19 protein-coding genes are annotated in these 20,092 nt (G+C 44.6%); 18 read left to right on the top strand and 1 reads right to left on the bottom strand.

Features of this window, described 5'->3' with window-relative positions; all coding sequences use genetic code 11:
• The first annotated feature begins 70 nt into the window (after window positions 1–70).
• The 5 genes from recJ to ACESR9_RS01970 all read left to right on the top strand — a co-directional run bounded on the left by recJ (window position 71) and on the right by ACESR9_RS01970 (window position 5,295).
• Window positions 71–2,296 carry a single-stranded-DNA-specific exonuclease RecJ gene (gene recJ, locus ACESR9_RS01990; protein ID WP_373105267.1) on the top strand — a complete coding sequence of 742 codons (2,226 nt, stop codon included), beginning with the start codon at window positions 71–73 and terminating at the stop codon, window positions 2,294–2,296.
• Window positions 2,293–2,886 (top strand): TipC family immunity protein, encoded by a 594-nt coding sequence (locus tag ACESR9_RS01985; RefSeq protein WP_373105265.1) that lies wholly within the window; start codon window positions 2,293–2,295, stop codon window positions 2,884–2,886. The genes recJ and ACESR9_RS01985 overlap by 4 nt, the downstream gene beginning before the upstream one ends.
• A 157-nt stretch (window positions 2,887–3,043) precedes the next feature.
• Window positions 3,044–3,556: an adenine phosphoribosyltransferase gene (locus ACESR9_RS01980; protein WP_049506642.1), complete on the top strand. Its 513-nt coding sequence runs from the start codon at window positions 3,044–3,046 to the stop codon at window positions 3,554–3,556.
• A 101-nt stretch (window positions 3,557–3,657) separates the two neighbouring features.
• Window positions 3,658–4,602, top strand: a complete 945-nt coding sequence (metA, locus tag ACESR9_RS01975; protein WP_373105263.1) for a homoserine O-acetyltransferase MetA — start codon at window positions 3,658–3,660, stop codon at window positions 4,600–4,602.
• Between the two features lie 9 nt (window positions 4,603–4,611).
• Complete coding sequence (locus ACESR9_RS01970; RefSeq protein ID WP_257739071.1) at window positions 4,612–5,295, top strand: DnaD domain-containing protein; 684 nt, start codon at window positions 4,612–4,614, stop codon at window positions 5,293–5,295.
• A 320-nt stretch (window positions 5,296–5,615) separates the two neighbouring features.
• Here the strand turns inward: ACESR9_RS01970 and add are convergent, their stop codons facing one another.
• On the bottom strand, window positions 5,616–6,635 hold the full coding sequence (gene add, locus ACESR9_RS01965) for an adenosine deaminase (RefSeq protein ID WP_373105260.1): 1,020 nt from the start codon (window positions 6,633–6,635) through the stop codon (window positions 5,616–5,618).
• A gap of 136 nt (window positions 6,636–6,771) precedes the next feature.
• Here add and yghU point away from each other — a divergent pair, with 136 nt between their 5' ends.
• The 13 genes from yghU to dnaX all read left to right on the top strand — a co-directional run bounded on the left by yghU (window position 6,772) and on the right by dnaX (window position 20,087).
• A complete protein-coding gene (yghU, locus tag ACESR9_RS01960) occupies window positions 6,772–7,563 on the top strand; it encodes a glutathione-dependent disulfide-bond oxidoreductase (RefSeq protein ID WP_373105258.1) in 792 nt (263 codons plus the stop codon).
• A gap of 81 nt (window positions 7,564–7,644) precedes the next feature.
• Window positions 7,645–8,334: a tRNA (adenine(22)-N(1))-methyltransferase gene (locus ACESR9_RS01955; RefSeq protein WP_373105256.1), complete on the top strand. Its 690-nt coding sequence runs from the start codon at window positions 7,645–7,647 to the stop codon at window positions 8,332–8,334.
• The gene (locus ACESR9_RS01950; protein WP_373105254.1) at window positions 8,321–9,118 is read left to right on the top strand and encodes a Nif3-like dinuclear metal center hexameric protein; all 798 of its coding nucleotides are present in this window, start codon (window positions 8,321–8,323) and stop codon (window positions 9,116–9,118) included. Before ACESR9_RS01955 ends, ACESR9_RS01950 begins: the two co-directional genes overlap by 14 nt.
• Before the next feature lie 6 nt (window positions 9,119–9,124).
• Complete coding sequence (locus ACESR9_RS01945) at window positions 9,125–10,216, top strand: NAD(P)/FAD-dependent oxidoreductase (protein WP_373105251.1); 1,092 nt, start codon at window positions 9,125–9,127, stop codon at window positions 10,214–10,216.
• Window positions 10,217–10,476: 260 nt separating this feature from the next.
• Window positions 10,477–11,346 (top strand): glucose-1-phosphate thymidylyltransferase RfbA, encoded by an 870-nt coding sequence (gene rfbA / locus ACESR9_RS01940; RefSeq protein ID WP_003002772.1) that lies wholly within the window; start codon window positions 10,477–10,479, stop codon window positions 11,344–11,346.
• Complete coding sequence (locus ACESR9_RS01935; protein WP_023918495.1) at window positions 11,346–11,939, top strand: dTDP-4-dehydrorhamnose 3,5-epimerase family protein; 594 nt, start codon at window positions 11,346–11,348, stop codon at window positions 11,937–11,939. Before rfbA ends, ACESR9_RS01935 begins: the two co-directional genes overlap by 1 nt.
• Before the next feature lie 202 nt (window positions 11,940–12,141).
• Window positions 12,142–13,188 (top strand): dTDP-glucose 4,6-dehydratase, encoded by a 1,047-nt coding sequence (gene rfbB / locus ACESR9_RS01930; protein ID WP_003002700.1) that lies wholly within the window; start codon window positions 12,142–12,144, stop codon window positions 13,186–13,188.
• Window positions 13,189–13,312: 124 nt separating this feature from the next.
• Complete coding sequence (locus tag ACESR9_RS01925; RefSeq protein ID WP_373105247.1) at window positions 13,313–14,392, top strand: hypothetical protein; 1,080 nt, start codon at window positions 13,313–13,315, stop codon at window positions 14,390–14,392.
• A 112-nt stretch (window positions 14,393–14,504) separates the two neighbouring features.
• Window positions 14,505–15,608 (top strand): hypothetical protein, encoded by a 1,104-nt coding sequence (locus ACESR9_RS01920; protein ID WP_373105245.1) that lies wholly within the window; start codon window positions 14,505–14,507, stop codon window positions 15,606–15,608.
• Between the two features lie 141 nt (window positions 15,609–15,749).
• On the top strand, window positions 15,750–16,388 hold the full coding sequence (udk, locus tag ACESR9_RS01915; RefSeq protein ID WP_003007856.1) for a uridine kinase: 639 nt from the start codon (window positions 15,750–15,752) through the stop codon (window positions 16,386–16,388).
• Window positions 16,389–16,582: 194 nt separating this feature from the next.
• Complete coding sequence (locus ACESR9_RS01910) at window positions 16,583–17,263, top strand: YoaK family protein (RefSeq protein ID WP_373105242.1); 681 nt, start codon at window positions 16,583–16,585, stop codon at window positions 17,261–17,263.
• Window positions 17,264–17,913: 650 nt separating this feature from the next.
• Window positions 17,914–18,411 (top strand): free L-methionine (R)-S-oxide reductase MsrC, encoded by a 498-nt coding sequence (gene msrC, locus ACESR9_RS01905; RefSeq protein WP_373105239.1) that lies wholly within the window; start codon window positions 17,914–17,916, stop codon window positions 18,409–18,411.
• On the top strand, window positions 18,411–20,087 hold the full coding sequence (dnaX, locus tag ACESR9_RS01900) for a DNA polymerase III subunit gamma/tau (RefSeq protein WP_373105236.1): 1,677 nt from the start codon (window positions 18,411–18,413) through the stop codon (window positions 20,085–20,087). Before msrC ends, dnaX begins: the two co-directional genes overlap by 1 nt.
• Window positions 20,088–20,092 lie beyond the last annotated feature (5 nt).

Genomic DNA, 20,092 nt, shown 5'->3' with positions numbered 1-20,092 from the left:
TTTATTTCCCGCCATTTTAACCTTTCATGATATAATATTCAGATAAGAAAAAGAGGAGACCAAAAGCTAGATGATCACTTCAAAATACGATTGGCAGTTAGCTTCACCAAGTGCAGATGAGGCCTTTTTAGCCCTTGCCAAAAAAGCAGGCCTGGAAGCGTCCGTAGCAACCTTGCTGTATGAGCGTGGCATTCAGACCAAAGAGGATTTAGAAGACTTTTTAGAACCCAAACTGGAGAAGCTACACGACCCTTATTTGCTCCACGATATGGAGAAAGCAGTGGAGCGCATCCGACGGGCCATTGAAGATTATGAGCAGATCCTGATCTACGGAGACTATGACGCGGACGGGATGACTTCGGCCTCTATTATGAAGGAAACCTTGGAGCAGATGGGGGCAGAGGTGCAAGTCTACCTCCCCAACCGCTTCACAGACGGCTATGGTCCCAATGAGAGTGTCTACAAGTACTTTATCGAGCAGCAAGGCATTTCCCTGATTGTTACAGTGGACAATGGGGTCGCCGGTAATCAAGCCATTGCCATGGCTCAAGCGATGGGAGTCGATGTTATCGTGACGGACCATCACTCGATGCCAGAGGTTTTGCCCGATGCTTATGCGATCATCCATCCGGAGCATCCAGATGCGGATTATCCCTTCCATTATCTAGCAGGATGTGGTGTGGCTTTTAAGTTGGCCTGTGCCCTCCTAGAGGAAGTACCAGTCGATCTCTTAGACCTGGTAGCCATTGGGACCATTGCTGACATGGTCAGCCTGACAGATGAGAATCGGATCCTGGTCAAATACGGTCTGGGTGTTCTCCAACATACCCAGCGCATGGGTTTGCAGGAGCTCTTGGAGATCGCAGGGATTCGTCCGGAGGATGTCAATGAAGAAACGGTTGGTTTTCAGATTGCTCCTCGTCTCAATGCCCTTGGCCGCCTCGATGATCCCAATCCGGCCATTGAACTCCTGACAGGATTTGACGATGAAGAGGCGCACGAGATTGCCCTCATGATTCATCAGAAGAATGAAGAACGAAAAGAGATTGTCCAAAGCATCTACGATGAAGCCAAAACCATGGTCGACCCAAGCTTGTCCGCCCAGGTCTTGGCAAAAGAAGGCTGGAATCCAGGGGTCCTTGGTATTGTCGCCGGCCGTCTATTGGAAGAGCTTCATCAGCCAGTTGTTGTTTTAAGCATCGAAGATGGGCGGGCTAAAGGAAGCGCTCGAAGTCCTGAGTCGGTCAATATTTTTGAGGCCCTCGATCCTCACCGGACGCTCTTTGTCGCCTTTGGAGGACATGCCGGTGCAGCAGGGATGACGCTCGAAGTGGACCAACTTCCTGCCCTATCTCAGGCTCTTACGGATTACATTGCAGAGCAAGAGATTGATCTCAGTAGCAAGTCCAGCTTAGCCATCGATGAGGAACTGCATTTAACTGAACTAACGCTTGAGACTCTGAAAAGCTTTGAGCGCTTGAGTCCTTTTGGCATGGACAATAAAAAGCCCGTCTTTCTGGTTCGTAATTTCAAGGTAGAAGGGGCGCGCTCAATGGGAGCTGGCAATACTCACTTGAAACTCAAAATTTCTCAGGAAGATGCGACCTTTGAGGTGGTTGCCTTTGGCTTGGGAAGCATAGAGGCAGAGTTTGCCCAGGCGCAAGACCTGGAGTTAGCTGTGCAATTGTCAGTCAACCAATGGAATGGCCAAACGACCCTTCAGCTCATGCTGGTCGATGCGCGTGTGGACGGAGTCCAGCTCTTTAATATCCGCTCCAAAAATGCCAGTCTCCCCGCAGGTGTTCCTGTTCTCGACTTTACCCAAGAACTGCCGGATCTGACAGGCGCGCCCGCTGTAGTGGTTGGAAATATCCCTGAGGATATAGAGTCCTTACGGCAAATTTTTCAAGAGCATGATTTCCAGGCTGTCTATTTCAAAAATGAGATCCCCAAAGCCTACTATCTGACAGGGTACGGGAGCAGGGACCAGTATGCCAAGCTCTATAAGACCATCTACCAATACCCAGAGTTCGATGTCCGCTACAAATTGAAAGACCTAGCAGCCTATCTCAAGATCCAGCAGATCCTCTTGGTCAAAATGATCCAGATCTTCCAAGAGTTGGGCTTTGTGACCATTGAAAATGGCATCATGAAGGTCAATAAAGAAGCAGAAAAACGGGAAATCGCTGAAAGCACCATCTACCAAAACCTCAAACAAACGGTAAAAGAGCAGGAGTTGATGGCCCTTGGAACGGTTCGTGAAATCTATGACTATCTAACAGGACAGGCCTTATGAAAAAACACCTAAAACAGTTTCTCTGGCTCAGCCCCATCCTACTTTTTGCACTTTATTGGCTGGGAATCTACCTGAGTCTCAAAAACCCCATGGAGGAGATTAACTACTCCGAAAATGGTGGGTGGATGCGCTATGTGATGTTTAAGCCCTATACAGAAACGATAGGAAACGATGGTATCTGGAAAGAAGATGAAGGATTTCAAATGTATCCCTATTCCGAAGGAATTGTTGGTGGGGATGAGCGACTTTCAGTCTTGATGTTTCATGATTCATCTGATTGGACATTTCGATATGAAGTTGATGTATCTAAGGATGTTACGGTTGGTTTTGGATTTACCTATGATTCTACTAAAAAAATCTTTAGACAGGAGGGCCTGTTCCTCTCTAAAAATGGGGCGAGCTACAAAGGCCAGCAACTCCTTGATCAACTTGCCACCTATGGCAAAGACCGTACTTGGTTGAAAAAGCAAAGCAAGAAAGTCGCTGAGCAGTATATTCTTGGCACCTGGTTTAAAAACGGAAGTTCCCGTTATTCCCTGAAAAACTTGGGGGATATGAAAATCGAGTACAATAAATTGATAGAAGAATAGTAAGTTTTTTTGGAATCCAATCCCACATCATTTTTCGGATGTGGGATTTTTGCATTTGACGCAGAGACTTGGGAAAATGATTTGGCAAAAATGATGCAAGTTAGTAGAATTCATGGTATAATGGAATGTAAAAATTTTTTATGAAAGAAAGTTAACCATGAATTTAAAAGATTACATTGCAAGCATTGAAAACTATCCACAAGAAGGAATTACCTTCCGTGATATCAGCCCTTTGATGGCAGATGGTAATGCTTATAGTTATGCGGTTCGTGAGATCGTTCAATACGCAACCGATAAGAAGATCGATATGATCGTCGGTCCTGAAGCGCGTGGCTTCATCGTTGGATGTCCAGTCGCTTTTGAATTGGGAATTGGTTTTGCACCTGTTCGTAAGCCTGGTAAGTTGCCACGTGAAGTCATCTCTGCTGACTACGAAAAAGAATACGGTGTCGATACCTTGACCATGCACGCAGATGCTATCAAACCAGGTCAACGTGTTCTCATCGTTGATGACCTTTTGGCGACTGGTGGTACGGTGAAAGCAACCATCGAAATGATCGAAAAACTCGGTGGGGTCGTTGCAGGGTGTGCCTTCTTGATCGAGTTGGACGACTTGAAAGGTCGCGAAGCGATCGGCGATTACGACTACAAAGTTTTGATGCATTACTAATATAGTCTAATACTATAACTGGCTACAGAAAAACCATAATTGAAAACTATAGGCTCCTATCATATAATGTTAGTTAAGAACTTGTAAGATGGGAGCTTTTTATGCCAATTACTCTAGATAAAAAATTACCAGCAGTCGATATCCTTCGTTCAGAAAATATTTTTGTCATGGATGATGTTCGGGCGACTCACCAGGATATTCGGCCCATGAATGTTCTCATTCTTAATCTGATGCCGACCAAGGTTGCGACAGAAACCCAGCTCTTACGCCTCTTGGCCAACACACCCTTGCAGATCAATGTGGAGTTCCTCTACATGGCAAGTCATGAGTCCAAGAATACAGCGGCAGAACATTTGGAGAGTTTCTACAAGACCTTTGAGGATATCAAGGATAATTACTATGACGGTTTGATTGTGACAGGAGCACCTGTCGAAAAGATGGACTTTGAAGAAGTGGACTACTGGGATGAGTTGACCCAGGTCTTTGAATGGGCCAAGCGTCATGTTTTTTCCACCTTGCACCTCTGTTGGGGAGCTCAGGCTGGTCTCTACCACCGTTACGGGATTCAAAAAGTAGAGCTCTGTGACAAGCTATCCGGTATCTATGACCAAGCTGTGGTACGTCCGGAAAGTCTGCTCATGAGAGGCTTTGACGATCGCTTCCTTGCCCCTCATTCTCGCTATACGGATGTTCCTTTGAAGGAAGTACTTGAAAAGAGCAATCTTCAGGTGATCGCTCAGGGAAATGAAGTTGGCATTTCCATCATTGCCAGTCCAGACATGCGTGAGGTGTATAGCTTTGGCCATCTGGAGTATGATCGCGATACGCTGGCTAAGGAATACAACCGAGATGTCAAGGCAGGCTTGGATCCGGATGTTCCTAAGAATTACTTTGATGGGGATGATGCCAGTACAGAGCCTCGCATTCGCTGGAATCTAGCTGCGACAACCTTCTTTAGTAATTGGATCAACTATGCGGTTTATCAAGAAACACCTTACCGCTTGGAAGAATTGGAAAAAGATATTTCATTTTATGGTTACCTATAAAGGGGAATTATGACATATTCACAAGCATTTAAGTATGGCAACTTGGTTCTTCCAAGTGCCTTGCTTTTTCATTATCATGAATTGTTTGACCAAGCAGATGACTACTTGGTTTGGCAGTTTTTCTTCCTTCAAAATACGACTGGCCAAGAGGCTTTGACACCTAATCAGATTGCTAGTCATCTAGGAAAAACAGTGACAGAGGTCAATCGGATTATGTCCAATTTGACCACCAAGGGACTTCTTCAATACCGGACTATTGAGCTCAATGGCGAGATTGAAGCCATCTTTGATGCGACCATTGCCCTGGAGCGCTTGGATGAGATTTTAGAAGCACAATCACAAGGGAAGGCACAAAGCGCGCCTGCTAAGGGAAATGTCATCAAGGACTTGGTGGAAACCTTCCAACAAGAACTGGGACGACTCTTGACGCCTTTTGAGATTGAAGACCTGACCAAGACCGTGCGCGAAGATCAGACAGATCCAGATGTGATCAAGGCAGCCTTACGAGAAGCTGTCTTTAACGGCAAGCCTCACTGGAAATATATCCAAGCCATTTTACGCAACTGGCGCAGTGAAGGCATCAACAGCCTGGCCCAAGTAGAGGCGAAACTACAAGAACGTGAGCAAACCAACCCACGCAATGTAACGGTTTCAGACGATTTCTTGAAGGCCATGGATTTGTGGAAGGATTAAAAAAAGCTAGCACTTTATAAAAGTGCTAGCTGCAGATGGAAGGTAAAGTCTTCCTAGAAACTTTCCTTATGTGAGTACGGACGTCAGCGAACTTCGAAGAAGTTCCATGACTTAGTTTTGAACCTAAGGTTTCAAAACTCCCGAGTGCCTGAAACAATGGTGTTTCAGGCACTTTTCTCACGGCGGAAAGTTTTTAGTTTATACTTGAATAGTTTTAAAAATAAGACATTATTTTTACTGAAACAAATAGGTTCTTAATTGAAAAAATAATTTTTAACCATACAAAAAGCTAGCAGTCATATATTGCTAGCATTTTTCGTTTATAGATAGTCTGCATAGGCTTTTTCTAGTTTGCTAAGGAGTTCTTGTTTTTCCTCCTCACTAGCAAAGGAAGCCTGGATGGCATCGACATTGTGCTGGTAAAAGTCAGCTTCCTTGGTTTGGAAATGCTGATGGTAGAGGGCATATTCCTTGGTTAAATCCGTATCAGATACAGTCCGGTTATCAGTATTGATACTGATCCGAGCTCCAGCTACCTTCATCTTCAGATAAGGGAAATCCTCTATAGTCGGTGCTGCTTTTGTCTGTAAGTTGCTGGTCAAGCAGAGTTCACCCGTGACCCCATTGTCAATAAAGGATTGGAGTAAGGCTGGTTCATGAGATAGAGCTGTCACGTGGCCATTGCGTTTGATGCCAAATGCAATCGATTGGGCTACAAAGTGTGGGCAATGACACTCACCTGCGTGAAGTGTCATAGGACGATGGTAACTCTTGACTTGCTCAATTAGAGGTCGAATATCTTCTGGAGAGTAGTTGTGCTCATCCCCGGCAAAGTCAAAACCAACAAAATCTTGATCGCTAACTTGGTTTGCTTCGGCAAGGATGCGAGAGGTGAGTTCTGGATCGGACTGGCGCATGCCACAGACCAGGGCTTTTGCAATAATGCCAAACTCTTCTTGGGCTTGGCGCAATCCTTCACAGACAGCATCGATAGTTTCTGGGACGGTAAGTCCTTGGTCCATGGACAATTCTGGGGCAAAACGAACCTCGATGTAGAGGACATTCTCCAGAGCCGCTTGCTTAGCGACATCGTAAGCAGCAAGGGTCAAGGCTTCCTTGGTTTGAAGGAGGGGCCGGATGTAGTCAAAGGCCTCTAAATAGTCCAAAAGATTCTCACAGTGGGCAGGGGCAGTGACATGGTGTCTGAGCTCTTCATCGCTAGCAGGGAGGTCAATATTGGCCATAGCTGCCAATTGGCGAATAGTCGGAAGAGACAAGGAACCGTCTAAGTGACAGTGGAGTTCCGTCTTTGCCAAACTATGAAAATCGATCATGGACATATTTTTTCTCCTTAAAATGTATTTTTTCTATACTATCATTTTGCCAAGAAAAGTCAAGTAGCCTTCGCGTAGCAGATCTTTGAAAGGGAGCCCGAGATTTGATATGCTAGGAGTAGCGAAATAAAGGAGAAGAAAGATGTCAGATTATCAATTGCCAGAAGTATGGGAAGCACCGAGCCAAATGGGAGGAGCTTGGGGTGGCTTGAACCAACCAACAGCAGGTGCCCGCTTTGAACAAACTCTTCCAAAAGGTGACCAGCCTTTCCAACTCTATACTCTTCCAACACCCAATGGGATCAAGGCCACCATTATGCTGGAGGAATTGAAAGAGCTGGGTGTGGATGCAGGCTATGACGCTTATCGGATCAAGATTGGCGAAGGAGATCAGTTTGGTAGTGACTTTGTAGCCATCAATCCAAACTCGAAAATTCCAGCCATGTTGGATCAATCAGGGGATCAAGCCATTCGTGTCTTTGAATCGGCTAATATCCTCCTGTATCTAGCAGAGAAATTTGGAAAATTGATCCCGACAGATCTGGCTAAACGAACAGAAGTGCTCAACTGGCTCTTCTGGCAGACAGGAGCTGCACCTTTCCTAGGAGGAGGCTTTGGTCATTTCTTCCACTATGCACCAGAGAAAATCGAGTATGCCATCAACCGCTTTGCCATGGAAGCCAAACGTCAATTGGACTTACTGGACAAGGAGCTTGCCACTAAACCTTATATCGCAGGGGATGACTATACCATTGCAGATATCGCTATCTGGTCTTGGTATGGTCGTCTAGCCCAAGACAAGGTCTGGGACTGTGCAGGGATTTTCCTAAATGTGAAGGAATATAAGCATTTGCAGGCTTGGACAGAGAAAATTGCCAATCGCCCAGCTGTGAAACGTGGCTTGGAAGTAAGCTATAAGGAAATTGATGCATAATGAAAAGGCGCCGTTGCGCCTTTTTTTAATGGTGCAAACATGGTATACTAAGGGATGGAATAAAAGTTTAGAAAGTAGCACATGGAATTTACAAAATTATCAAATCGCTTGGACTTGGTGGCTAGCTTCGTCCCAGCTGGAGCGCGTCTGTTGGACGTGGGGAGTGACCATGCTTATCTGCCAATCGCCCTCTTACAAGAAGGTAAGATTGAGGCCGCTATTGCTGGTGAAGTGGTAGAGGGACCCTATCAGTCTGCCCTGCAAAATGTCGCCGATAATGGCTTAGAGGACAAGATTGAAGTCCGTCTGGCCAATGGCTTGGCTGCCTTTGAACCAGCAGACGGCATTTCCTGTATCACCATTGCTGGCATGGGCGGACGCTTGATTGCAGATATCTTAGCGGCAGGTCTTGAGAAATTAGCCAATGTCTCTCGCTTGGTTCTGCAGCCCAATAATCGAGAGGATGAACTGCGGGCTTGGTTAGTCGACCATGATTTCCACATTGTTGATGAAGCTATCTTGGAAGAAAATGAGAAGTTTTATGAGATCCTTGTGGTGGAACACGGTTCTCAAGAGTTGACAGCCAAGGAACTACGCTTTGGTCCCCATTTGATGCGGGAACAAGCTCCAGCCTTTGTCCAAAAGTGGTCCAAGGAAGTGGAGAAATTAGCCTTCGCCTTGGAGCAGGTCCCAGTTGAGAATCAATCTGCCAGAGCATCGTTAGAAGAGCGCATCGCTCACATCAAGGAGGTTCTACATGTTAGCAAGTGAAGTCATTAAACGCTATGAAGCCTACTGTCCTCAGGAGCTTTCCATGGAGGGAGATGTCCGTGGGCTACAGGTCGATACGCTACAAAAAGACATTCATAAGGTCATGGTGGCCTTAGATATCCGCGAGCAGACGGTGGCGGAAGCTATCGCCCATGGGGTGGACTTGATCATCGTCAAGCACGCACCGATTTTCCGCCCGCTTAAAGATTTGGTAGCTGACCGGGCTCAAAATCAGATCTATATCAACTTGATCAAGCACGATATCGCGGTCTACGTCAGCCATACTAATATTGACATTGTCCCAGATGGGTTGAACGATTGGTTCTGCCAGCTCTTGGAAATTGAAGATACAGAGCCCCTCAGTATGACAGGAGAAGGGCTCGGAATTGGTCGCATCGGTCGGGTGCCCGCCCAAACCTTTGGCCAGCTGGCTGACAAGGTCAAAGAAACCTTTGGCTTAGATGCTTTGCGCCTAGTCAGTTATGATCAGGCGGATTTGGAACGGGTCATCGAGCACGTCGCCATTTGTGGAGGAAGTGGCCAGTCCTTTTACAAGGATGCTCTCGCCAAGGGAGCAGAGGTCTATATCACAGGAGATATCTACTACCACACGGCTCAGGACATGCTGAGTGATGGGCTCTTGGCCTTGGATCCGGGACACCATATCGAAGTTCTTTTTGTGTCAAAATTAGTAGAAAAGCTCAATCAGTGGAAGGCTGAAGAAGCGTGGGAGATTGAAGTGATTGGCAGTCAAGCCAGCACCAATCCTTTTTACCATATCTAAGGGGGCATGATGAAAGTTGCCATTATCGGTGCAGGGATCGTGGGATCTACTGCAGCCTATTATTTATCCAAAGAAGCACAAGTGGATGTGACCGTCTACGACCATGGAGTCGGCCAAGCAACCAAGGCAGCGGCAGGCATTATTAGCCCTTGGTTTTCTAAACGGCGGAATAAGGCCTGGTATCGCCTGGCTCGTCTGGGAGCAGATTTTTACCAAGAATTGGTAGAAGACCTGGCCAAGGACGGGATTAAAACAGATTTTTACCAGCAGACCGGCGTCTATCTCCTCAAGAAAAAGGAGGAAAAATTAGACGAACTCTATCAGTTGGCGCTGAGCCGTCGGGAGGAATCTCCCTTAATCGGGGACTTGGCGATTTTGAATAAGGAAGAAGTAGCCCAGCAATTCCCAGGTCTGCAAGGCTTTGAGAAGCTTCTCTATGCATCAGGTGGAGCCCATGTGGAGGGAGCCCTTCTTACGGAAACCCTTCTTGAAGCCAGTGGCGCAAGAGTCATCAAGGAAGAGGTTGCTCTCTCAGTCTCAAGTGATGGCTATCAGATTGCAGGAGAAAGCTATGACCAAGTTATCCTGTCAACAGGAGCCTGGTTGGGGCAGGTACTCGAACCACTTGGCTACCAAGTCGATGTCCGTCCACAAAAGGGGCAATTGCGGGATTATCAGCTAGACTTAGTTACTGATGATTATCCTGTGGTCATGCCAGAAGGAGAGCTGGATATCATTCCATTTCAGCAGGGCAGGATCAGTATGGGAGCCACCCATGAGAATGAGATGGGCTTTGACCTGACGGTGGATCAGGCTTTGCTGAATCAGATGGAAACAGAAGCCCTGTCTTACTATCCAGAACTCGCTCAAGCCGAAGTTATCGGGGAGCGCGTGGGAACCCGGGCCTACACCAGTGATTTTTCACCATTTTGGGGAGCTGTTCCTGATCAAGCAGGCCTCTATGTCGCCAGTGGCCTAGGATCATCTGGCCTCACAACCGGTCCCCTCATTGGTTGGCACCTAGCCCAACTCGTGGTAGGAGGAAACCTGCGCTTAGATCCAGCAGATTATCCAGTTGAACAGTATGTGAAGAAGTAGGCTGGGACAAAAGTCCTAGCCTCTCAATTGTCTTTGGATTGTCGAGCAAGATGCAGTGGTTGAGTGGGCTCTACTACAAGGTAAGATTTTCAGACGGCTCAGTCAAGGAGCAGTAATCTATTTGAATCATGAGTAAGACCAATGCTAACAATTCTACAACTCTCATCTCCTGTCATCACCTTGTAACACAAATGCAAGGTGACTTTTTTATATAAACATGATAAAATAAGGGTAATGACTACGTAGAAAGGCCTAACATTATGAAAGGTATTATTTTAGCAGGGGGCTCAGGAACTCGCTTGTATCCATTGACACGTGCGGCTTCTAAGCAGTTGATGCCCATTTATGACAAACCAATGATCTACTATCCGCTGTCAACCCTTATGTTGGCTGGGATCAAAGATATCCTGATCATCTCGACTCCTCAAGACCTTCCTCGTTTTGAAGAGCTTCTTGGAGATGGCTCTGAGCTAGGAATTTCTCTCTCTTATGCAGAGCAACCAAGTCCAGATGGTTTGGCGCAAGCCTTCATCATCGGGGAAGACTTTATCGGTGACGATCATGTTGCCCTCATCCTTGGGGATAATATCTTCCACGGAAATGGCTTAACCAAGATGTTGCAACGAGCAGAAGCGAAAGAAAAAGGGGCGACTGTCTTTGGTTACCAAGTCAAAGATCCAGAACGCTTTGGTGTGGTAGAGTTTGACGCAGATATGAACGCTATCTCTATCGAAGAAAAACCAGAACATCCAAAATCCAACTTTGCAGTGACAGGACTTTACTTCTATGACAATGATGTGGTAGAAATTGCCAAAAACATCAAACCAAGTCCTCGTGGAGAGCTTGAAATCACAGATGTTAACAAGGCCTATTTGGAGCGTGGAGATCTCTCTGTTGAGCTCATGGGCCGTGGTTTTGCCTGGTTGGATACTGGGACTCACGAAAGCCTCTTGCAGGCATCTCAATATATCGAGACTGTTCAACGCTTGCAAAATGTCCAAGTGGCTAACCTTGAAGAAATCGCCTATCGCATGGGCTATATCACCAAAGAACAAGTCCATGAATTAGCGCAATCATTGAAGAAAAACGAATACGGACAATATTTGCTCCGTTTGATTGGAGAAGCTTAATGACGGAACAATTTTTTGATAAAGAATTAGCAGCACGCAAAATTGAAGCCATCCCAGGCTTGATGGAGTTTGATATTCCTGTACGCGGGGATAACCGTGGTTGGTTTAAAGAAAACTTCCAAAAAGAGAAAATGCTTCCCCTTGGATTCCCTGAAAGCTTCTTTGCAGAAGGCAAGTTGCAAAACAATATTTCATTCTCTCGTAAGAATGTTTTGCGTGGCTTGCATGCAGAGCCTTGGGACAAGTACATCTCTGTAGCAGATGAAGGAAAGGTTCTTGGAACTTGGGTAGACCTTCGTGAAGGCGATAGCTTTGGAAACACCTACCAAACCGTGATCGATGCTTCAAAAGGCATCTTCGTCCCTCGTGGTGTAGCCAATGGGTTCCAAGTTTTGACAGACAAAGTTGCTTATACATACTTAGTCAATGATTACTGGGCACTGGAACTCAAACCAAAATATGCTTTTGTCAACTACGCAGACCCAAGCCTAGACATCCAATGGGAAAACTTGGAAGAAGCAGAAGTCTCAGAAGCAGACAAAAATCACCCATTGCTCAAAGATGTTAAACCCCTAAAAGCAGAAGATTTGTAAGAATGAACCTTGCATAGCAGTATCGCGACTGCAAGGAGCGTTATAAGATTGTTCCTGTCCTAGTGAAAACAAGATTCCCTCAGGGAATCTTGTAAGGAAATCCGGAGACTTTGGCTTCGGATTTAGCCATGAAACCGAAAGGTTGCTGGCGTCCCTCACTAGCTAAAGGAACAATCAAAACTAAAAACTATTTGGAGAAAAAATGTCAGAATATAAACATATCATCGTAACCGGTGGAGCTGGTTTCATCGGTTCAAACTTCGTACACTATGTCTACAATAACCATCCAGACGTGCATGTGACTGTCCTTGATAAACTTACTTATGCTGGAAACCGTGCCAATATCGAAGAAATCCTTGGAGATCGTGTCGAGTTGGTTGTGGGGGACATCGCTGATGCTGAATTAGTTGACAAATTGGCTGCCAAGGCTGATGCCATTGTCCACTATGCGGCTGAAAGCCACAATGATAACTCCCTCAAAGATCCATCTCCATTTATCTACACAAACTTTGTTGGAACATACACACTCTTGGAAGCGGCTCGTAAATACGACATTCGTTTCCACCACGTGTCAACAGACGAAGTGTATGGAGACCTTCCATTGCGCGAAGATCTTCCTGGACATGGGGAAGGTCCTGGTGAAAAATTCACTGCTGAAACCAAATACAACCCATCATCACCTTATTCATCAACTAAGGCTGCTTCAGACTTGATTGTGAAAGCTTGGGTACGTTCATTTGGTGTCAAAGCAACGATTTCAAACTGTTCAAACAACTACGGGCCATACCAACACATCGAAAAATTCATCCCACGTCAAATCACCAATATCTTGTCTGGCATCAAGCCAAAACTTTATGGTGAAGGGAAGAACGTCCGTGACTGGATCCACACCAACGACCACTCAACAGGTGTTTGGGCGATTCTTACTAAGGGCCGTATCGGTGAAACTTACTTGATCGGTGCTGACGGTGAAAAGAACAACAAAGAAGTGCTTGAGCTCATCCTTGAAAAAATGGGACAACCAAAAGATGCTTACGATCGTGTAACAGACCGTGCGGGTCACGATTTGCGTTATGCCATCGATTCAACAAAATTGCGTGAAGAATTAGGTTGGGAACCACAATTCACAAACTTCGAAGCAGGTTTGGAAGATACCATAAAGTGGTACACAGACCACCAAGACTGGTGGAAGGCTGAAAAAGAAGCTGTAGAAGCCAACTACGCGAAAACACAAAAAGTTTTGAAATAATAAAGAAAGTCCAAGCGGAAAATTGCTTGGACTTTTTCTTTTATTTTCTGAAAATAAGTGATTACCCTTTCATCTATGGTATAATAGGATCAGTTTGAAAATATTTATCGATTAGGAGGAATAGATGAATCAAAAAGATTGGGTTGACTATTTTGAAGCACTCCATAACCGGAAGCCGAGTCTGCAAGAGTTTCAAAATGCACGAGCGAATGGCGAGTTTGTAGTGGAACGAAAAGAGACCGTTCCTGAAGCACCAGTTCCATCAGCGGTCGCCTCACGAGAGAATAGTGAGCAGGTTCAAATGCCGTCACAAGTGGAGTCAAGTCCTGAGACTCCAGCTATCAAACGTTTTAGTGTGAAATGGAATAAACAGACAAAATGGGCTTTATCAGGTGTAGGAATACTAGCTGTTATTGTACTGGCTTACTTCTTTTTCTTCCAACCGACTCCAAGTTTAGAAGGAATTTGGGTTGGTCCTGCTGATTCAACAGCAGTGGTTTATGAATTAAATCAAGAAGAGTCACGATCGTATGGTAAGTATAAGATTGAGAAAGTTTATAAAGGAAATGAAGCAAAACAAGAGTTTCAGAAAGCTTTAAACCAATTAAACTACTCCAAGCTGAAAACCTTAGCAGATGTTGATAGAAAATTTGACCTCCACACGAGGGAAGTTGTCATCATTAAAGACGAGCATGGGCTTGTTTATAATCTACTCCAAAGCAATGGAACCAATGTAATTTTGGCCAATGACTTGATGGATTTGGTTACCTATAGTGATCATTCAGAAAGCTTTAAAAAGAATGCTATTTTTCACAAGACAGAAATTCCTAAAGTGCTAGTTGGGAAATGGAAAATTGAGCGTTCTTATGACGATGAAACCAATTACCTTGAATTAAATGATCGTGGAATTCTTACTTATAGTGAATTTGATAGCAGCGAAGGTACGGCTTTTTATACCCTAGAAGAGCTCCAAAAGATGCCTTCAACTAAGTTTGACCAAGAAAAGACAGCTGACAAAGTGAATGAGGTATATGAAGATCTTCAAGATGCGGTGGATTCTCAAGATTATCAGCTAAATAGTATGAAAGACGTGTACAAGCAACTAGGATCTGATTTTTATTATGTCCCTGTAAATGGAGGAAAGACAGTTCTTGTTTTCACAGAAGACTATCATTTATTTGAAAAATTGGAAAAAGTGAACTAAATCAGAAGGGCCGCAAGGTCCTTTTCTTTTATTTTCTGAAAATCACAAAATTAACCATTGATCTGTGGTATAATATGATTAGTTTTTATGATGAATCAATAAGGGGGATATGATGAATCAAAAAGATTGGGTTGAATACTTTGAAGCGATCAATGGTCGTAAGCCAAGTATGCAAGAATTTCAAGAAGCGCGTGAAAAAGGGGAGTTTGTCGTAGAGCGAAAAGAAGCGCCGACTCCAACAACTGAGGCACCAGCTCCAGCAACTGAAGCACAGGCTCCTGTTCAAGAAGCACCTGTTGCACCTAGCGCACCTCTTTCACAAGAGCAGACGTCCTTTGTCCAACCACAACCATCTGCGAAAACCTTGCAACCTGTTCCAAGACCGAAATTGACTTTTAATAAACCAACGAAGTTAGGTGTTGCAGTCGTCGCTGCCGTTACAGTCATTGCATTGGTTTGGATCTTTTTCTTTACAGGAGGACCAAGTGTAGATGGCGTTTGGTTGCGAGATACGGATTCAAGTCCGGTTACTTATGAACTAAGCGGAAAGAAACAAAGAGTCAATGGCGATGAGACCATCAAAAAGGTTCTCAAGGGCAATGAAGCGAAAAAAGAATTTAATACAGCACTTTCTTTGTTGAATGCAGCTGACTTGCATTCACTTGCGGATGTCGATAAGAAATTTAACCTGAAGACGACAGAAATAGTTGTTATTAAGTCTGGTGGGAACACACGCTATAACTTGCTCCAAAAAGACGGAAGCAATATTATTTTAAGAAATGATTTATTCGACTTGAAAACTTATAAATCATACAAAGGAAACTTTGAAGATAATTTGGTCTATCACAAGGTTGAAACACCAAAGGCCATGGTTGGAAAATGGAAGAATGTGACAGAAGGAAGTAATACAACTGTTCAGATTTCAGATCACGGAATTATTAGTGATAAGTATTACGATAGCAAGGCTTACGCATTCTATTCTCTAGCTGATTCAGAAAAGTATGATGGAGACACGACTTCTAAAGAAGAGATTGAACACACATTTGAAGTAATTCAAGAAGCGGTGAAATCAGAAGGCTATCAAGTGAAGAGCGCTAAGGAAGTCTATATACAAGCTAATTCAAATTATTGTTTCGTACCTGTCAACGGTGGAAAGAATATACTCGTCTTACGTGGTGGTAATGAATTTGCCGCAAAATTAGAAAAAGTGAAATAATCAAAGGACCGCAAGGTCCTTTTTGTTTCCAAACTTCTTACTGAAAAACTATTCATGTCTAGGCAAAAATATGGTAAAATGGATAAGATGTAATGGAGAGGTTAGGACCTTTTCAAGCGATTAGAGCTAATGGAGTAGAAAATGCAAAATAGACCTATTATTATTGGTGTTACTGGTGGTTCTGGTGGTGGAAAGACCAGTGTGTCTCGTGCCATTTTGGCTAATTTTCCGAATGAAAAGATTGCTATGATTGAGCATGATTCTTATTACAAGGACCAGAGTCATTTAACCTTTGAGGAGCGGATCAAGACCAACTATGACCATCCTTTTGCCTTTGATACGGACTTGATGATTGCGCAGATCAATGAACTCTTGGCAGGTCGTCCGGTGGATATTCCAACTTATGACTATGCAGAGCATACGCGCAGTAGCAAGACCTATCGTCAGGAACCACAAGATGTTTTCATCGTGGAAGGAATCTTGGTCCTTGAAGACAAGCGCCTTCGAGACTTGATGGACATCAAGATCTTTGTGGATACAGATGATGATGTTCGGATCATTCGCCGGATCAAACGCGATATGGAGGAGCGTGGACGGAGTCTCGATAGCGTCATTGAGCAGTACCTTGGAGTGGTGAAACCCATGTACCATCAGTTCATTGAGCCAACCAAGCGCTATGCGGACGTGATTATTCCTGAAGGAGTGACCAACACGGTAGCGATTGATTTGATCACAACCAAGATTGAAAAAATCCTCAACGAAGCGCGTGAGGGAAAATAAAAAAAGGAGAAAGAGGGCAAGTGATCTCCAAGTGTCTACGGATATGAGGAGTGACGGAATGTCTCAGTAGTTGATGAGACTCTTCATTCGCTAAAAGACTAAGAAGAGTTCTCAATCAATTTTGTGGGGGTGGTATGAGAAATGTTTATTTAAACATTTTCTACCACTCCCTCTTTTTCCTAGGGAGAAGATAAATGAAAAGGGAGTTTCATTCGCGGACCAAGGCGTTCGCTTGTTTATTGACCATGTGTGCTGGTTTTTCAGATGCTTATACCTTTATTTGTCGGGGTGGGACCTTGGCGGCAGGCCAGACGGGAAATGTGGTCTTTCTATCGGTTGGTTTGATTGGCCAGCAGATCTCAGATGTAGAAGTGAAGTTAGCCACGATGCTGGCCTTTATGCTGGGAATCTTTTTGATGACGGTTTTACGTCGCTTGATTGACAATTCAGTCTGGCGCTTGAGTACCCTGGTGCCCTTTATCCTCACGACCTTGGTGACGGGATTTTTACCAGCATCGGTAAAAAATGTCTTCATCGTGCCTTTTTTTAGCCTGAGTTTGGGAATCGTAGCGACCTCATTTGGAGAAGTAGATGGCTATGCCTACAACCACTCCTTTATGACCGGAAATCTCAAGAAAACCATGGTAGCTTATGGAAATTTTGTTAGAGACAGGGAGATGAAATTCCTCTGGGAAGCCATCTTTATGACCTGCTTGATCGGGAGTTTCGTCTGTGGGGCCATTTTTTCGACCTACTTGATCCAGTTTTATGGATTAAAGACGATTTGGCTGGTGGCCATCATCTTGACCATCTTTTTAATCTACCGGGCCATTCAATATTTTGAAGTCTTTCACTTCAATCGACGATATGAATAGATAAAGGTATCATAAAAAACTTTCCTTAGGTGAGTGCGGACGTCAGCGAACTTCTTTTAAGAAGTTACATGACTAAATCAAGATACAAAGGGCGTCTGCGGATAAAGTCAAAATAGGGAGTTTGACGCAGAATCTTTCGATTCTAGGAGAACTTATCTTTTTGACACAATCCGCAGCCCGTGTTCAATTCATATTGAGCCCCTTCGCTCTTCAATTTCTGGGCTCAGGCTAAAACAGTTTCCCAAACTGTTTTACTCTCAATAATTCCGTGTGCCTGAAGCAGTTAAGCTTCAGGCACTTTTCTCACAGCGGAAAGTTTAGTATATTCTTTATCAATTTAAATTAATGAGACCTCGATTTTATCTCTTTTCAGAATCGCTTAAGTTATTTTACTAAAAATTAGTTTATCTATATTCCAGAGGCTGGGACAAAAGTCCTAGCCTCTCCATTATCTTTGGATTGTCGAGCAAGACGCAGTGGTTGAGTGGGCTCTACTACGCTGATTTCATCAGCTTTTACAGCCCTACTCAACTGTGCGGAGGTTGGACGACGAAATCGAATTCTAACGAATGACCGATTTCTGTCCCACTCTCTTTTCTTTCGTTGTTTGAAGCTTAATTTTTGGGCAAAGATTTGGTATAATGAAAGGTATGAAACATTCGGAAAAAGAATCACAATACCAACTTTTACTGGCACAGTTAGACGCTCTCTTAATGGGAGAAACCAATGCCTTGGCTAATCTGTCCAATGCCAGTGCTCTCTTAAATCAAGCCCTGCCTCGTTCGGTCTTTGCGGGTTTTTATTTGTATGACCAAACAGAATTAATCCTGGGACCTTTTCAGGGAGGTGTTTCTTGTGTCCATATCGCTCTTGGAAAGGGTGTCTGTGGAGAAGCAGCTCAAAAGCAGGAAACCATGATTGTCGATGATGTGCGCCAACATGCCAACTATATTTCCTGTGATAGCCGGGCTATGAGTGAGATTGTGGTGCCTATAGTCAAGGACGGTCAGCTCCTTGGGGTATTAGACCTGGACTCAGAATGCGTCTCTGACTACGATCAGCTGGATCAAGAGTATTTGGAAAAGTTTGTCACTATCTTGATCGAAAAGACAAACTGGGACTTTAAGATGTTTGGAGTTAAGAACTAATGTATCAAGCTTTATATCGGAAATACCGTAGCCAGACCTTTGGCCAATTGGTCGGCCAGCAAGTGGTGGCACGGACATTGAGACAGGCCGTCGAGCAGGACAAGATCAGCCATGCCTATCTCTTTTCTGGACCTCGTGGAACTGGGAAAACGAGTGTGGCCAAGATCTTTGCCAAGGCTATGAACTGTCCTAATCAAGTCAATGGGGAGCCGTGTAACGACTGCTATATCTGTGAATCCATTACCAATGGGAGTCTTGAAGATGTTATCGAGATCGATGCAGCCTCTAACAATGGGGTCGATGAAATTCGCGATATTCGCGACAAGTCGACCTATGCTCCAAGTTTAGCCAAGCACAAAGTCTACATTATCGATGAGGTCCACATGCTCTCGACAGGGGCTTTTAATGCCTTGTTGAAGACGCTGGAAGAGCCGACGGAAAATGTGGTCTTTATTCTCGCTACGACAGAATTGCACAAAATTCCTGCAACTATTTTGTCACGGGTCCAACGCTTTGAATTCAAATCCATCAAACTGCCAGATATTGTCCAACATTTGGAAGATATCCTAGCTACTGAAGGGATTGCCTATGAAGCAGATGCTGTCCAGATCATCGCCCGGCGCGCTGAGGGTGGGATGCGGGATGCCTTGTCCATTTTAGACCAAGCCCTTAGTCTGACTGCAGGTAGTGAGTTAACGACCGCGATTTCTGAAGAGATCACCGGCTCCATCAGTCTAGCCGCTCTTGATCAGTACGTGGCTGCCATCCTGGACCATGATGCGACGGCTGCGCTGGAGCAACTCGCGATTATCTTTGATAATGGCAAGAATATGGCTCGTTTTGTCGCAGACTTACTTCAATACCTGAGAGATCTCTTGATTGTTCAGACAGGTGGAGAAAATACCCATGCTAGTGCTTTATTCGCGGTCAACCTTGCAGCCGATCAAGCTCGTCTCTTTGCTCTGATTGATCAGGCGACGACTAGTCTAGCAGATATCAAAAACAGCCTGCAACCGCGTATCTACACTGAAATGATGACCATTAAATTGGCTGAAAGCACAGGCCATGTTTCTAACTCAGCAGCTGTGGAGGTTCCTTCTAATGTGCTAGCTCAGCTGGAAGACTTGAAGAAGGAAATCGCTCAACTCAAGCAACAGTTAGCGCAATCAGGTAGCAGTCTTCCTGCTTCAAAACCAGCAGTAACTCGTCCAACTAAGTCGAACAAGGGCTACCGAGCAGATCGCAACAAGGTCAACGCGATTTTACAAGAGGCAGTCGAAAACCCAGAACTGGCTCGAACAAACTTGATCCGCCTCCAGAATGCATGGGGGGAAATTATCGAGAGCTTGGCAGGTGCGGATAAGGCTCTCTTGATCGGATCCCAGCCAGTCGCTGCCAATGAAAATCATGCGATTTTAGCTTTTGAGTCTGCCTTTAATGCCGAACAAACCATGAAGCGGGACAACCTCAATACCATGTTTGGAAATATCCTCAGCAATGCTGCTGGCTTTTCTCCAGAGATTCTAGCGGTTTCTCTAGAGGAGTGGACCCAAATTCGGGCGGAGTTTTCTGCTAAGAAGCGTGGTCAAAAAGCCGAAGTGGTGGAAGAAGAGGAAAGCGTCATTCCTGAGGAATTTACCTTCCTATCTGATAAAATTACTCTTCAGGACGATTAATACAT

Origin of the sequence: Streptococcus parasanguinis (genome assembly GCF_964238605.1) — a bacterium.
Lineage (GTDB): Bacteria > Bacillota > Bacilli > Lactobacillales > Streptococcaceae > Streptococcus > Streptococcus parasanguinis_AJ.
Note: the sequence above shows the minus strand (reverse complement) of the source record. Positions and strands in the feature narration are given on the sequence as shown.